The following is a 14,723-nucleotide window of genomic DNA, read 5'->3' as shown; positions in this document are numbered from 1 at the left end:
TGCCGATGCGGGACATAGCTCTATGCCCCCAGACAACAACCTGTTCTACTTTGCTCGGGTCGCCGATGCGTGGTTCGCCAATCCGTCGAGTACGGCGATCCGGCCGGCGGGCACCTCGATATCCATCGCAATGGCATCCGGGCCCGCGGCGACGAAGCTGAAAGCGAAGAATCCGCAGCAGGAGCTCTCGCGGGCGGCGAGGTCGCGGGCCGTGTCTTCGTGGGTTGCGGCCAGTTCCAGCCGCAGACGGGTCGGCGCGACGCGTTCGACCCGACGCAGCGCGGCCGCGAAGAGGTCGGTGAATTCGGCCACGCGCAAGGGTTGCTCTGTCGTGGGCAATGCGCAGGTGTCAGGCACCCAGAGCAGGTTCTCGCTCATTCCGGTCACCCCTCGTATCTGTTGGCATATATCGAAAGGGTAGCCCTCGGTGTGTCCATGGGTGTCGGGTGTTCGCCGCCGACCGATCGGGTACTCGATCGAGTGGACACGGTTTTCGACCGCGTCCACTGCACTGAAAGTTCCCGACCAGGAGTCCGCAATGACCGAAGGTCCTGTTACGCACCCGCCCCTCCACGAACCATCCCTCGATCAACAGTTCGCGCTGAAATCCGCCGCGCGCCGTCTGGAACGCGAATTCGACACCGTCCGCGACGAAGCGATCGAACGGTGGCTTTACTCCGCCTACGACTACCTCGCCGGCCACGCCACCATCGACAACTTCTTGCCGCTACTTGCCGAGCGCTACACCCGTGAACTGCTCCGCGCCCTGACCGGGGAACACGCCGACTAGTCGCATTGTGCTGCGGCCCGGCGCAAGACCTGTTCGGCATCGGTGCTGATGCGCCGCACCAGGTCCGCGGCGGATTCGAGACTGCCGATGAGGTCGATATTCTCGCCCGCCCAGATCGGCGCACAGTCGAGATCACCCTGCTCGGCCGCCTGCCGATAGCGTTGCCGGGCAAGAGGATCGACCGCGAGTTCGGCCTCCCGTCCGGACCATTCGTCGAGGAATCGGTTGCGCAGGGTGCGCGCGGTGTACTCGGCGGGCCACGGGGATTCGCGGGCGATATCGATAATGCGGTTGCGTTCGGTATCGCCGCCGCGTGCATCGATGATGGCCTTGGCCTCCTCGGCCGAGAGCAACGATTCGTGTGTCGCCTCGAAGCGGGTGCCGATCAGCGCGCCCGCCGCACCGAGCACGAGTGCGGCGGCGAGTCCGCGCCCATCGGCTATGCCACCCGCGGCGAGCACCGGCGTACCCGCCGCCAGATCGACGACCGCGGGTACGAAGGGCAGCGTCGCCCGCCCGCCGCCGTGCCCGCCGGCCTCCGCGCCCTGCGCGATCAGCACATCGGCTCCGGCCTCCAGGGCGCGGGCCGCCTCGTCCGTGGTGGTGACCTGGACCAGCAGCGGAATCCCGGATTCTCGGACCACGGCGGCAAACGGGGTGGGATCACCGAAGGACAGCAGGATCGCGTGCGGTCGACGCTGCACGGTCCTTCGCACGGTATCGAGATCGATGGCCCAGCTCAACAGGCCGATGCCCCAGGGCTTTTCGGTGCGAGCGGTGAGCAACGCACATTCCTGATCGAGTAGCTGCTCAGCACCGCCGCCGCCACCGATCAGGCCGAGTCCACCGGCCTCGGAGACCGCCGCGGCCAGTTCACCGCCCGCGACGCCACCCATCGGTGCGAGCACTATGGGATGCTCGATGTCGAACAGGTCGGTGAACTCGGTGCGCAGTGCCATCGGAAAACCCCTTCCGTCGCTATCGACGATAGTCAAGGGGTATCAGGCCGCTGGTCGCCGCCCGTGATCTTGTCAGCCCCGATCCCAGTCGTGACCCCAATAGCTATCGGCGGTCATTTCCTCCGCGGTATAGGTGTTCTCATCCACCAGCACGCCTTCGGTGCCGAATTCGAGATCCCAGCCGCCGGGAGTGCGGACATAGAAGGAGATCATTTTGTCGTTGGTATGGCGGCCCAACGTCGAGGACAGGTGATATCCGGCTTTGTTCACCCGGTCGAGCGCACGGCCGACATCGTCGAGACTGTCGACCTCGACCATGACGTGCACCAGCCCCGAGCCCTCCTGACCGCCGGAAGGGATCAGCGCCAAACTGTGGTGGCGTTGATTCACACCGAGGAAGCGGATGCGCATCGGACCGTATTCGGGCGGTGTGGGCAGCCGGAACGCACCGCGCGGCAGGAATCCGAGGACGTCGGTATAGAAGTGGAAGGCGCCGTCGAGATCGGGCACCGGCAGTACCGCGTGGCCGAGGCCGAGTCCCGTAGTGACGAAACGGTTTCCATGCTTGCCGACGACCGGACTGTGATCCAGGACGGGTCCGTGGAAGATTTCGACGGTGGTGCCCGCGGGGTCACGGAAGGTGATCGCCTCCTCCACACTGCGGGCATCCGCCTCGGCCACGGTGAGCGCGGTGACTTCGATTCCGGCCTTCGCAACGGCTTCACGTGCCGCGGCGAGTGCGCGGTGATCGCGGACCTCCCAGCCGATGGCGAGCACCTTATCGGTTTCGCCCGGCACCAGGACCAATCGTGCGACGTGCTCATCCATGCGCAGATAGATGGCGTCCGGATCCGGCCCGGTGCCCTCGGCGAAACCGATCACATCGAAGGCGAAGGTGCGCCAGGCATCCGGGTCGCTGACCGCGACTCGCACATAACCGAGCGAGCTGATGATTGCCATATTCTCCTCATTCATAGGTGACCCGGACCGCGTCGGTGACCGGAACCGCCTGGCAGGCAAGTACATAGCCATCGGCCAGGTCTGCATGTTCCAGAACTTCGTTACGCAGCAACTTCACTTCGCCGTCGACGACACGACAGACACAGGCGCTGCAGGCGCCTTCACGGCAGGAGTATGGAGCTGCCACACCGCGCGCGAGCAGCAGGTCGAGCAGTACGGTATTGCGCGGCCAGGCGAATTCGTTTGTGGCGCCGTCGAGTTCGACCTCGACGACGGCAGCGTCGTCGGTGTCTTCGATCTCGGTTTCGGCGAAGGGATCACCGGAGATCGAGACGAATTTCTCGACGTGCACCCCGTCCATGCCCAGGTTGTCGGCGGCTGTGACGACGGCGTCCATGAAAGGTGCTGGGCCGCAGACGAATAGCGCGCGGCTGGCCCACGGTGTGATCAGGGTGGTCAATGTGGGCACCGATGGTAAGCCCTGAACAGCCTCCAACCAATGCAGCACGACGAGCCGGTTCGGGTGCTCGGCGGTCAATGACCTCAGTTCATCGGCGAAGATCACCGATTCCTCGTCGCGATTGGCGTAGATCAGCGTGCACCGTCCGCTGCCTTGCGCAAGCACCGATTTCAGGATGGACAGCATCGGCGTTATCCCGCTGCCCGCGGCCAGCAGCAGCAGATCGGCGTCGAGCGAATCGGGCGTGAAAATGCCCGCGGGCGGCAGGCTGTCGATTGTCATGCCGGGAACAGCGTTGTCGCACAACCAGTTCGATGCGTATCCGCCCGCCGTTCGCTTGACGGTGACCTCGAGTCGGCCCTCGTGCGGCGCACTGGACAGCGAGTACGAGCGCGCGACCGAACCCGTTTGTTCGCTGGGTATCCGCAGTGTCAGAAACTGGCCGGGCCGATAGGGGAGTGGCCGCTCGGGTTCGGCGACCAGCTCCAGCGAGACCGCATCCCGGGTTTCGGCGGTTGCTCGAATAACTCGAAGCGTCACTGCCGCGCTCACAACAGATCCCCGTCACGGGTCGTCAACCCGACTTCGCCTGCGCTGACCGCTTTTTCGATACTGTCGCGCAATGCCGGGCACCCGCGCACGGGACCGCCGCCGGTGTGGGCGAGCTCGGCACACCGTGCGCGAGCGGCGGAACTCCACTGCACGCTGGTGTGCGCGGGACTGAATTTGACCACCGACACCTGATTTCGGCAGGTATGGCAGGTGATGCAATCCATCACAGATCCGTTCAGGCGTCCGCGCGTTGCGCGGCCAGATTCTCGGCGACCTCGGCCTCCCACGCCGTGACGGCACGGGTGGTGTCGACCTCGAATTCGAAGCGGTCGGTCATCTTCGACTCCACCTCGGCGATATCGGTGTAGAACTGCTCGTACCAGCGCCGCAGCTGGTAGACCGGCCCGTCCTCCTCGCACAGCAGCGGATTGTCGATGCGGGTCTTGCGTTCCCAGATCGCCACATCCTGTTCGAAACCGCGCCCGAGTCCATTGGCGAAACGCACCGCCATCGCATCGGCATCTTCCGGCGACAGGCCGGGCAGCTTCTTGACGATCGCGCCGTACTGCAGCACGAACTTGGTGGGTGAAACCGGGTAGTGGCAATTGATGAGGACGGATTCGACCGTCTGCCCGCTGGATTCGTTGACGAGGTAATCGATCATGTAGGAGGGGCCGTAATAGTGCGCCTCCGAATGCAGCGTGTTCTCCGCGCCCGCCTCCTTGGCCAACTCACCCTGCACATCCGCGCGTCCGATCGAGGTCATGTACTGACTGGCGATGTGGCCCTCGAAGACATTCTTGAAGTAGGTCGGAAAGGCGAAGTGCACATAGAAGAAATGCGCCATATCCACCACATTGTCGATGACCTCGCGGCAGTTCGCGCCCTCGATGGTGATCTGGTTCCAGGTCCAGTCGCTCCACTCGTCACTGAACACGCCCTCGATGCGGGGGATCGTGATATCCGCCGGCGGCGGATTGCCTTCGGGATCGTTCCAGACGAACAGCTGCCGGTTCTGCTCCAACGTGATCCACGATTTGGTGCGGGCCAGCGGTGGTACGCGGCGCGCGTAAGGGATTGCGGCACAACGGCCATTGCCGCGCCAGCGCCAATCGTGGAACGGGCAGGCGATGGTGTCGCCCTTGATAATGCCGTCGCCGAGGTTGCCGCCCATATGTCGGCAATAGGCATCGAGCACATTGAGGGTGCCGTCCGCGCCGGCGAAAACCACGAGTTCGGTGCCGAAGATTTCGATGGTGTGCGGTTTGCCGTCGCGGAAGTTGTCGGCGAGGCCGACGCAGTGCCAACCCCGGGCATATCGGGTGGGCGGGGTGCCGGTGTCGATCACGCGCACCTGATCGTCGGTCATGGTTCCTCCACGTTCGTCGGGCTGTCGTTTCGATGGTTCGGCGCGCCGATGGACGCGCAAAGGTGTGGTCTCACTGGCCGGGAGACGGCTCAGGCAGTGGTAAGGCGCTCGAATCCGGAGCGGTAGAACAGCAGCGGATCGGCCTCGCGGCCCGCGCCCAGGGCGGTGACGTGGCCGATGACGATGGTGTGATCGCCGCCGTCCAGCTCTCCGCCGAGCTCGCAATCGATCCACGCGATGGATCCGTCGAGCAGCGGCGAACCGTTGGGGGAGCGGGTCCAGTCGAGTCCGTCGAATTTGTCGGGGCCGCTGCGGCCGAGCTGTCTGCACACCTGCTCCTGATCGGCGGCGAGCACGTTCACGCAGAACTTGCTCGCCGCGCGGATCCGCGGCCAAGTGGTGGAGGTCCGGGCCGGGAACAGTGCCACGGCAGGCGGATCCAGCGATAGTGCGGAGAAGGACTGGCAGGCGAACCCGATGGGTTGCGCGCCGTCCAGGGCGGTGATCGCGGTGACTCCGGTGGCGAATCGGCCGAGGACGGCCTTGAAGTCGAGCACGACGGCCATAGCGCTCCTAGTTTCGACTAGAAATATTCCGTTTCGCCATGAAGGTAAGCGGCGCGCGCGGTGGGCTGTCAATGGTCGGTTCCGGCTACCGAGAAGATCCGTAGCGATCTCCGTAGTTTCCGGGATTCGACGTCGTACGCGTGACGGCACTGTGATTGGGGACACAAGCGGGTATGCCGAAAACGGACATGCCTAATCGAAATACTTCTAAGCTGTATGGGCTACACAATGGAGGTGCGCCATGACGGTCGAGGTGCTGACCGGTCCGGGATCCGACGAGCTGTTATCGGGTCCGGGTCGTCCGACCACCCGGCCCGCGCAGCCGCCGGTTTCCATGATCGAGCGAATGACGCTGATCCTAGACGCTTTCGACGGTTCGACACCGACTCTGACGCTGCTCGGATTGGCCGAGCGAACCGGCCTGCCGCGGTCCACAGTGCACCGCATCCTGGATCAGATGATCCGGCTGCGCTGGTTGGCGCACGCGCCCGGCGGCTACCGCCTCGGCTTGCGTCCGCTGGAACTCGGCGGACTCGCCGCCGACCACAATGAGATTCGCGATGTGGTGAGCCCGCTGCTGCACGAGCTGTGTCAGCGGACCGGCATGGTGGGCCACCTCGGCGTGCTCGACGGACGCGAGGTGCTGTACCTGGACAAGGCCGGTGGCCGCTACACCGCGAGCATCCCGACCCGCCTCGGCGGCCGGATGCCCGCGCACAGCACGGCCCTGGGCAAGGCGATGCTGGCCTCGCTGGAGCCGAGCATTATCGAGACCTCCTTCCGGGACCGGTTGCCGCAATTGACGCCGCGGACCATCTGCGACCGGGCGGAACTGCACCGCGAATTGACGCGGATCCGGCATCGGCAGGGAATTGCCGTGGACAACGAGGAGTCGGTGACCGGGATCTCCTGCGTCGCGGTGCCGATTCGCGGGCGCGGAGCAGCCATCGGCGCACTCTCGCTGTCCGGTCAAATCGGTGGGGATCGAACGGCGTTGGATACCGCGCGTCTGGCGCGGGTGCTGGTCGAGGTTGCGCACGAGGCGGGGCGGGCGCTGTTTCCGCGTCATGCTCGCTGGCGGTGATTCGGGTCTGGCGGGTGGCGTTGCGGGGTTGAGCGCGCCACGCATGAATTGACCGGGCAAAACAGTGCGCGGCGTGCGAATTTGTGCGCGGCGCATTGTCCGGGCGGAAGCGACGTTCGGCTGCCTGTGATGGGGCGTTCGGTTAGCGTGGGGTGGGGCCTCGGTGAGGAGGGCGATGTGATCTACAGCGATGAGCATCAGGAGTTCCGGGCGCTGGTTCGACGGTATGTCGAGCAGAAGATCAATCCGCGGGTCGACGAGTGGGAACGGGCGGAGTGGATGCCGCTGCACGAGGTCTTCGCCGATATGGCGAAGCTCGGGATGCTGGGGCTGGAATACGATCCGGCCTACGGCGGCCAGGGTGCGGACCATCTGTTCACGGTGGTGCTGTGCCAGGAACTCGGGCGGGTCGCCCACGGCTCGTTCCCGATGGCGCTCGGGGTGCAGGTCGCGATGGCGACGCCGTCGCTGCACGCGCACGGCAGCGAAGAACTCAAACAGGAGTTTCTCGCGCCCGCCATGCGCGGCGAAATGGTCTGTGGTGTAGCGGTTACCGAACCGGAGGCGGGTTCGGATGTGGCGGGGATTCGCACGCACGCCCGGCGCGACGGTGACGACTGGGTGATCAACGGCTCGAAGATGTTCATCACCAATGCCGTTCAGGCCGACTGGCTCTGCGCCCTGGTGCGCACCTCCGACGAGGGCGGCTACCGCGGCATGAGCCAGATCGTCATCCCCACCAGCACTGCGGGCTTCCGGGTCGACCGCAAGCTCGACAAGCTCGGTATGCGCGCCTCCGACACCGGCCTGCTCACCTTCGACAATGTCCGAGTTCCGGTGCACAACACCATCGGTGAAATCGGCCGCGGCTTCCAACAGCAGATGTCGCAGTTCGTGATGGAGCGCATGTTCGCCTCCTACAGCGTCCCCATCACCTGCGCCATCGAACTCGAGGCCACCCGCGACTACGCCCGCGACCGAAAGCTGTTCGGCCACCCGCTCACCGCGAACCAATACCTGCAATACACCTACGCCGAACTCGCGGCCCGCGTCGACATGCTCCGCGTCTACACCGAGTCGACCGCCGAGTCCTATATGGCAGGCACCGATGTCACCCGGATGGCCACGATCTCCAAACTGGAGGCCGCCCGCCTCGGCCGACAGGTCGCCGACTGGTGTCTACAGGTGCACGGCGGCATGGGCTACATGGAAGAAACCTGGACCTCACGCGCCTACCGCGACAGCCGCCTGCTCAGCATCGGTGGCGGTGCCGACGAAGTAATGCTCCGCGTGCTGTCCATGATGGACGGCTTCACCGACTGACAGCCCCGCTGCCGGTCGCACAACCAGTGCCTATCTCACACAAGCTATGCCAGTTGCGAGAGAGCCGGTCGATATGCGACTGCGCCGAGTCCCGGCTCGGGGTTTCAGTGCGGGATCGAGTCGATGATCGCTCGTGCGCCCTGGCGCAGCAGGTCCGCGCCGACGAAGAAGCCGAGAGCGCTCGGGTCCTCCGGGACGCCCCAGTGTTTGGCGTCCAGCCACTGGCTGCCGTCGAGGTTGAAGACCTTGCCGTGCAATGTGAGTCGCCCGGTGGGGTCGGTCGTCGCGTGTCCGGCGATCGGGGAGTTGCAGTGGCCCTGCAGTGCGTGCAGCATTGCGCGCTCGGCATCGGCGTGACGGTGGGTGGCCGGATCGTCCAGGCGTGCACCGAGATCGAGTAGTTGGGTGTCGTCGTCGCGGCATTGCAGTGCGATCACGCCGGCCCCGATCGGCGGGCACATCGTGTCCAGGTCGAGGGTTTCGGTGATCCGGTGCGCCTGGTCGACGCGGTGCAGCCCCGATACGGCCGCGATCAGCACATCGATGTGGCCCTCTTCGAGGCGCGCCAATCGGGTATTGACGTTGCCGCGCAATGGTTTCACCGCAAGATGCGGATAGTGCAGCCGCAGCTGTGCGGTCCGGCGCACCGAGCTGGTGCCGACAACTGTGCCCTCGGGGAGTTCGGCGAGGGGCGCGCCGGTTCGGGTGATCACCGCATCGTGCACGTCCTCGCGCGGCAGATAACCCGCGAAGGCGAGCCCTTCCGGCACCGGAATATCACCGGGAATGTCCTTGAGGCAGTGCACCGCCAGATCGGCCTCGTCATCGAGCAGCGCTTGATCGATCTCCTTGACGAAGGCGCCCTTGCCCCCGAGCTTCGACAGATCGCCCATCCAGCGATCGCCCGCCGTGGTTACCTTGACCAGCTCGCTCTCGATCCCGAGCCCGGCCAGCAATCCGGCGACCTGCTCGGCCTGAGCGAGGGCCATCGGGCTGGATCGGGTACTGATCCGAATAGTGCGCGTACGCGACATGCGGCGAGACTACTCCCGGCGTCCGTGCCCCGATCACCGGGGCGTGTCCCACTCAGCGGGACTTTGCGCCCGAAATATGCCTAAGCGGTATAGTCCTATCGTGACCGAAGCGAAGTCTCCGGCGAGCGCCGAAGTTCCCGATCTGCCGACGACGAGTTGGGCCGTGCTCGGCATGCTCTCGCACGCCGACGAACTCTCCGGCTACGACCTGAAGAAATGGGCCGACTGGAGCCTCCAGTTCTTCTATTGGAGCCCATCGTTCAGTCAGATCTACGCCGAGCTCAAACGCCTCGAGAAACACGGTTACGCCACCTCGCGCACGGTGCTCCAGGACGACGGCGTGCGTGGTAAGCGTATGTACGCCATCACCGAGAGCGGTCGCACGGCGGCGGCGCAGTGGGTGAACCACGCACCGGTGGAGGCACCGGTGCTCAAGCACAGCGTCATGTTGCGCGCCTGGCTGGGGCATCTCGCCGAACCGGACCGATTGCGCGAAATTCTCTCCGAGCACATCGGATACGCGGAGCGGATGCGCAAACTCGCCGAGGTCGATGCCGAGGGCGCCGACGAGAATCCGGATTGGGCCTATCCTGGCGCGGTATTGCGTTGGTGCATACGGCATTACGAGGCCGAGCGGGATTTCGCCGAGGCGCTGCTCGCCGACGTGGATAAACTCGCGAGAAAGACCGCTCCGAAGAAGTCCGCGAAGAGTAAGGGGCGCCGCGCTTCCTGATCCCGCTCACTGAGCGGGATGACGCTTGATATGTCTAGTAGAAATACTTCTACTAGACATATGCGCACCGAATTGGCACAGCAGCGTTCGCTGGACACGATCGAGACGGCGCTCGCCGCCCTTGCCGCGGGCGCCATGGTCGTGGTGGTCGACGACGAAGATCGGGAGAACGAGGGCGATCTGGTCCTCGCCGCCGCACTGGCGACGCCCGAAGCCATCGCCTTCATGGTCCGCCACACCAGCGGCGTGCTGTGCGCACCGTTGCCCGGCGCGGATCTGGATCGGCTCCAGCTGCCGCCGATGACATCGATCAACGAGGACCCGAAGGGAACCGCGTACACGGTCTCGGTGGATGCGGGTTCCGGTGTGACGACCGGGATTTCGGCCGCCGACCGCGCCCACACCGTGCGCACGCTGGCGGATCCGCGTACCACACCGGACGAGCTGACCAGACCAGGCCACGTCTTCCCGCTGCGCGCACATCCCAGCGGTGTGCTCGGCCGCGCCGGCCACACCGAGGCCGCCGTCGACCTGACCCGGTTGGCCGGACTGCGACCGGCAGGTGTGATTGCCGAAGTCGTGAACGACGACGGCTCGATGGCCCGTCTGCCGCAACTGCTCGACTTCGCCGAAACCCATGTACTGCCGATTATTTCGATCGCCGATCTGATCGCCTATCGCCGCCGGGCCGAACCCACCCTGACCAGGGTCGTGGAGACCCGCCTGCCGACTCGATACGGCGAATTCCGTCTCATCGGCTACTGCGACGAGATCTCCGGAACCGAAACCCTCGCACTGGTTTTCGGTGAACCGACTCGCGAATCCGTATTGGCGCGGCTGCATTCGGAATGCCTCACCGGTGACGCTCTCGGCTCGCTGCGCTGCGACTGCGGCGACCAGCTCGACGCCGCGATGCGCGCGGTTGCCGAGGAGGGCAGTGGCGTGGTGGTCTACCTGCGTGGACAGGAGGGGCGGGGCATCGGATTGTTGAACAAACTGCGGGCGTATGAATTACAGGATCGCGGCGCCGATACCGTCGAAGCGAATATCGCACTCGGGTTGCCGGTCGATGCCCGCGGGTATGCGGCGGGTGCGCAGGTGCTCGCCGACCTCGGCATTCGATCGGTTCGGCTGCTCAGCAACAACCCGGCCAAACAGGCCGACCTGGAACGGTACGGGGTCACGGTGGTGCGGCGGCTGCCGCTGCAGGCGCCGCCGACCGAACACAACATCCGCTACCTGCGCGCCAAGCGCGATCGGATGGACCATCAACTCTCGGGTGTGGACGCCGAACAGGCAAGGGCCACCTCGTAGCCGACCCTTTCCAGTGACCTGCGAGCAGTCGCCAGCGGTGAATCTTTTCCGATCTTCGTCGCCGAATGCTAGCTATTTGCCGTGAGATTGCCGACATGTGCATGTTTCACTGCGTAGATTTTTCGTTCGAGTCATGCGTCGCGGGTCGGCCTGCTTTCCTGATGGGGTCAGGATGGAGAGTCCGCGAGTTGGGTGAGCCGGAAGTCGGGGACAGCGGTGCACCGAATACCGATCCAACAGCAGCATTTCCGCTCGCGGTGGCTGTGGTCGTCCGCCGGCGTACTACTGACCGCGGTGGCGATCACGATCTGGGCCGCCGGACCCGAGCCGCAGTCGTCGTGCGAGGCGACACATTCGGTGCCGGACACCGGGACCGGCACCTCGCCAATGATGGTGGTCGGCAGTAGCACCGGAGTCGCCAACTGGCATACGGTGGACGCGTCGCCGTCCACACGCCCGGGCGAGGCACGGTACTACGCGTTCGGCCCCGGTATCGCGTGTTCGTTCACCGGACTGCCGACGAGCGGCTTCTATGTGGGCGTCTCCACTCGGGAGTACGGGCACGCCGATCTGTGCGGTGCGTATCTCGATGTGCACGGCCCGCGCGGCGACGTCCGAGTGCTCATCGCCGACCGCTGCCCGGGATGTGCTCCGGGACAACTGGATTTGAGCACCGCGGCCTTCGAACAGATCGCGAATCGATCCGACGGTGTCGCGCAGATCCGCTATTCGCTGGTCCGCGATCCGCTTCCCGCACCCGAGCTGATCTATGAGCTGAAGCCGGACTCCTCGGCCTCTTGGCTGGCAATGCTGGTCACCGGATCGGGAAATCCCATCCAGCGAGTGGCATTACGGTCCGCAACGGGAGGGCCGTGGCATGAACTCAATCGCGGCATGGACAACTACTGGACGATCAGCGGCGCCGGGTCCGGACCGTTCTCGGCCCAGGTGACCGATGTCCACGGGCATCAGGCAGAAATTACCGGGATCTCCCTGGAGCAGGGCCAGCGGTACACCGGCATGAGCCTCTATACCGAGCCCGCCCCGGAACCGCCGCCCGCACCGACACCGGAGATCCCGACCACGACACCGCAGCCACCGTCCAGCGTCGCCGCGACGGGCTGCGACACCTAGGGGACGGCAGTCGGCGGGTGGGTAAGGTCAGCTCAGTTTCGTGGCCAAGGCCTGTCCGGCGGCACGGCCGGAGAAAATGCAGCCACCGAGGAAGGTGCCCTCCAGCGCGTTGTAGCCGTGCACACCGCCGCCGCCGAATCCGGCGACCTCGCCCGCGGCATACAGTCCGGGCAGCGGTGTGCCGTCCGGCCGCATCACCTGCGAGTCCAGATTGGTCTGCAATCCGCCGAGGGTCTTGCGGGTCAAGATATTGAGCCGCACCGCGATCAGCGGCCCGTGGGCCGGATCGAGGATGCGATGCGGTTTGGCCACGCGGCCCGCCTTATCGCCGAAATACTGGCGCGCATTGTTGATCGCCATCAGCTGCGCGTCTTTGGAGTACTTATTGGCGACTTCACGATCGCGGGCGACGATCTGCTGTTCCAACTCGTCGAAGTCCAACTGCGGGCCGCGCGCGATCTTGTTCATGCCATCGACCAACTCGCGCAAGGTATTCGCGACCACGAAGTCGACCCCGTGCTGTTTGAATGCCTCGACCGGACCGGGCGCCCCCTTGGCCACCCGGCTCTTGAGGGTGAGCTTGAGATCCTTACCGGTGATATCCGGATTCTGCTCCGAGCCCGATAGCGCGAACTCCTTCTCGATGATCGACTGGGTGAGTACGAACCAGGAGTAGTCGTAGCCGGTGGCCAGGATCTCCTTCATGGTCGAATTGGTGTCGAACCCCGGGAAACACGGTGCGGGCAAACGCTTTCCGTTGGCGTCGAACCACAGCGAGGACGGACCGGGGATAATCCGGATGGCGTGATCGGGCCAGATCGGATTCCAGTTGTTGATGCCCTCGGTGTAATGCCACATGCGATCGCGATTGACGATGGCGCCGCCCGCGGTCTCGGAGATGCCGAGCATTCGCCCGTCCACATGTGCGGGCACACCGGAGATCATGGTCTCCGGCGCCGGACCGAGCCGTTCGGTGGGCCAGTTGCGGCGGATCAGCTCGTGATCGTGGCCGATACCGCCGGAGGTGACGATCACCGCCTTGGCGCGGAATTCGAAGTCGCCGACTACATTTCGTGACGAAGCCCGACCGCGTTCCAGATCGGTCTGCTCGAGCACACTGCCGCGCACGCCGACCACCGCACCGTCCTCGACGATCAACTCGTCGACCCGATGCCGGAAGCTGAAGCCGACCAGTCCGCGGCGCTCACCCTCGAGTACCGGCTCCTGGAATACCCGAACTACCTCGGGGCCGGTACCCCAGGTGAGGTGGAAGCGCGGCACCGAATTGCCGTGCCCATCGGCGAAGGCGCCACCGCGCTCGGCCCAACCGACCAGCGGCGTCACCCGTAAACCCAACTCGTGCAGATAGTCTCGCTTCTCGGTGGCCGCGAAGCGCACATAGGCCCGCGCCCACTGGCGGGCCCAGCAGTCCTGGTCCTCGCGATCGAAACCCGCCGAACCGAACCAATCCTGCAGTGCCAGTTCGTAGGAGTCCTTGATGCCGAGGCGGCGCTGCTCCGGACTGTCCACGAAGAACAATCCGCCGAGCGACCAAAAGGCCTGGCCGCCGAGGTTATTGCGGTTCTCCTGGTCCAGCACATGCACCTTGCGGCCGGCCTTGACCAGTTCGTGGGTCGCCACGAGCCCGGCCAGGCCCGCACCGACGACGATGACATCTGCCTCTTGCGTGAATTCGGGACTCGGGTCGGTCATGGTCATCCTTCGGTTCCGGTGCTGTAGGCCAGCACGATGTGGCAGAAAAGCTCGGTGCGTCGCATGCGCACTTTGCGGCTGCGGGGTTCCATCAGCACCTGAACAGCGGTGCCGTCGTGCACCGCGACCAGGGCCTGTCCGAGCGCGACGGGATCGGGCACCGTCCGGCCGACGCGGGCCAGCGCGGCGACGATCGTCGGCATCAGCGCCGCGACGATTGCCTCCTCGCGTCCGGCCATCACCTGCCGCAGGCCGGGTGTGCGCAGCGCGTGCGAGGTGAACTCGGCGGTGATGCGGAACCAGTCTTCATCGATCGGCACGGCGCGGTCCAAGCGCTCGACCGCGGCGCGGATATCGGCGACGCCGTCGACCGAGAAGCCGTCGAGGGTCGCGCGGATACCGGCGATCATGGCGGCCGATCGCTGCTCCCACATGGCCAGGAACAACTCGTCGAGCGAGGTGAAGTTGGAGTAGAAGGCGCCACGGGTGAACCCGGCCCGTTCGCAGACGCGCTCCACCGAGGCCCGGCCGAAGCCCTCTTCGGCGAAGACCTGATATGCGGCGGTGAGCAGGCGTTTACGTGTCTCGGTGCGCCGGCGGGTCACCCGGCGCGCCGGGGTATCCGCATCGGTGGTCGAGGCCAATGTGCACCTCCTCGGGCATCCGGTCCATTCGATACACCAATGTATTCAATACAGAAATGTATCAGAAGGCCGACTCGCCCTCGGCGGA

15 protein-coding genes are annotated in these 14,723 nt (G+C 65.3%); 6 read left to right on the top strand and 9 right to left on the bottom strand.

The features are described 5' to 3' along the window. Positions 1–45 precede the first annotated feature (45 nt). Positions 46–378, bottom strand: a complete 333-nt coding sequence (locus ACIBW7_RS18160; protein WP_397047531.1) for a hypothetical protein — start codon at positions 376–378, stop codon at positions 46–48. Between the two features lie 160 nt (positions 379–538). Between ACIBW7_RS18160 and ACIBW7_RS18155 the strand changes: the two genes are divergently transcribed. Then, positions 539–790 (top strand): three-helix bundle dimerization domain-containing protein, encoded by a 252-nt coding sequence (locus tag ACIBW7_RS18155; protein WP_397047529.1) that lies wholly within the window; start codon positions 539–541, stop codon positions 788–790. Here ACIBW7_RS18155 and ACIBW7_RS18150 read toward each other — a convergent pair. The 5 genes from ACIBW7_RS18150 to ACIBW7_RS18130 form a co-directional block, all read right to left on the bottom strand. Continuing rightward, on the bottom strand, positions 787–1,749 hold the full coding sequence (locus ACIBW7_RS18150) for an NAD(P)H-dependent flavin oxidoreductase (RefSeq protein ID WP_397047527.1): 963 nt from the start codon (positions 1,747–1,749) through the stop codon (positions 787–789). The genes ACIBW7_RS18155 and ACIBW7_RS18150 overlap by 4 nt on opposite strands. A 72-nt stretch (positions 1,750–1,821) precedes the next feature. After that, on the bottom strand, positions 1,822–2,709 hold the full coding sequence (locus tag ACIBW7_RS18145) for a VOC family protein (protein ID WP_397047525.1): 888 nt from the start codon (positions 2,707–2,709) through the stop codon (positions 1,822–1,824). Between the two features lie 7 nt (positions 2,710–2,716). Beyond that, positions 2,717–3,721 carry a 2Fe-2S iron-sulfur cluster-binding protein gene (locus ACIBW7_RS18140; RefSeq protein ID WP_397047523.1) on the bottom strand — a complete coding sequence of 335 codons (1,005 nt, stop codon included), beginning with the start codon at positions 3,719–3,721 and terminating at the stop codon, positions 2,717–2,719. 235 nt (positions 3,722–3,956) lie between these two features. Next, on the bottom strand, positions 3,957–5,090 hold the full coding sequence (locus ACIBW7_RS18135; protein ID WP_397047521.1) for a Rieske 2Fe-2S domain-containing protein: 1,134 nt from the start codon (positions 5,088–5,090) through the stop codon (positions 3,957–3,959). Positions 5,091–5,179: 89 nt separating this feature from the next. Continuing rightward, on the bottom strand, positions 5,180–5,656 hold the full coding sequence (locus tag ACIBW7_RS18130) for a flavin reductase family protein (RefSeq protein ID WP_040701449.1): 477 nt from the start codon (positions 5,654–5,656) through the stop codon (positions 5,180–5,182). A gap of 241 nt (positions 5,657–5,897) precedes the next feature. Between ACIBW7_RS18130 and ACIBW7_RS18125 the strand changes: the two genes are divergently transcribed. Both ACIBW7_RS18125 and ACIBW7_RS18120 read left to right on the top strand, forming a co-directional pair. Beyond that, positions 5,898–6,740: an IclR family transcriptional regulator gene (locus ACIBW7_RS18125; protein ID WP_397047518.1), complete on the top strand. Its 843-nt coding sequence runs from the start codon at positions 5,898–5,900 to the stop codon at positions 6,738–6,740. 177 nt (positions 6,741–6,917) lie between these two features. Then, positions 6,918–8,063 (top strand): acyl-CoA dehydrogenase family protein, encoded by a 1,146-nt coding sequence (locus ACIBW7_RS18120; RefSeq protein WP_397048174.1) that lies wholly within the window; start codon positions 6,918–6,920, stop codon positions 8,061–8,063. A 104-nt stretch (positions 8,064–8,167) separates the two neighbouring features. On the opposite strand, the gene hemC is transcribed toward ACIBW7_RS18120, so the two are convergent. After that, on the bottom strand, positions 8,168–9,097 hold the full coding sequence (hemC, locus tag ACIBW7_RS18115) for a hydroxymethylbilane synthase (protein WP_397047516.1): 930 nt from the start codon (positions 9,095–9,097) through the stop codon (positions 8,168–8,170). A gap of 100 nt (positions 9,098–9,197) precedes the next feature. Between hemC and ACIBW7_RS18110 the strand changes: the two genes are divergently transcribed. The 3 genes from ACIBW7_RS18110 (at position 9,198) to ACIBW7_RS18100 (ending at position 12,278) form a co-directional block, all read left to right on the top strand. Further along, positions 9,198–9,830: a PadR family transcriptional regulator gene (locus ACIBW7_RS18110; protein WP_397047514.1), complete on the top strand. Its 633-nt coding sequence runs from the start codon at positions 9,198–9,200 to the stop codon at positions 9,828–9,830. Between the two features lie 60 nt (positions 9,831–9,890). Beyond that, positions 9,891–11,144 (top strand): bifunctional 3,4-dihydroxy-2-butanone-4-phosphate synthase/GTP cyclohydrolase II, encoded by a 1,254-nt coding sequence (locus ACIBW7_RS18105; RefSeq protein WP_397047512.1) that lies wholly within the window; start codon positions 9,891–9,893, stop codon positions 11,142–11,144. A gap of 192 nt (positions 11,145–11,336) precedes the next feature. Then, positions 11,337–12,278 carry an expansin EXLX1 family cellulose-binding protein gene (locus tag ACIBW7_RS18100; RefSeq protein ID WP_397047510.1) on the top strand — a complete coding sequence of 314 codons (942 nt, stop codon included), beginning with the start codon at positions 11,337–11,339 and terminating at the stop codon, positions 12,276–12,278. A 27-nt stretch (positions 12,279–12,305) separates the two neighbouring features. Here the strand turns inward: ACIBW7_RS18100 and ACIBW7_RS18095 are convergent, their stop codons facing one another. Together ACIBW7_RS18095 and ACIBW7_RS18090 are read right to left on the bottom strand one after the other, a co-directional pair. Continuing rightward, positions 12,306–13,997 carry an FAD-binding dehydrogenase gene (locus ACIBW7_RS18095; protein ID WP_397047508.1) on the bottom strand — a complete coding sequence of 564 codons (1,692 nt, stop codon included), beginning with the start codon at positions 13,995–13,997 and terminating at the stop codon, positions 12,306–12,308. Next, positions 13,994–14,635, bottom strand: a complete 642-nt coding sequence (locus ACIBW7_RS18090) for a TetR/AcrR family transcriptional regulator (RefSeq protein WP_397047506.1) — start codon at positions 14,633–14,635, stop codon at positions 13,994–13,996. The genes ACIBW7_RS18095 and ACIBW7_RS18090 overlap by 4 nt, the downstream gene beginning before the upstream one ends. Between the last annotated feature and the right edge of the window lie 88 nt (positions 14,636–14,723).

It is taken from the genome of Nocardia sp. NPDC049526, from assembly GCF_044465765.1.
Taxonomy (GTDB): Bacteria; Actinomycetota; Actinomycetes; order Mycobacteriales; family Mycobacteriaceae; genus Nocardia.
This window is presented reverse-complemented; position numbering and strand designations above follow the sequence as displayed.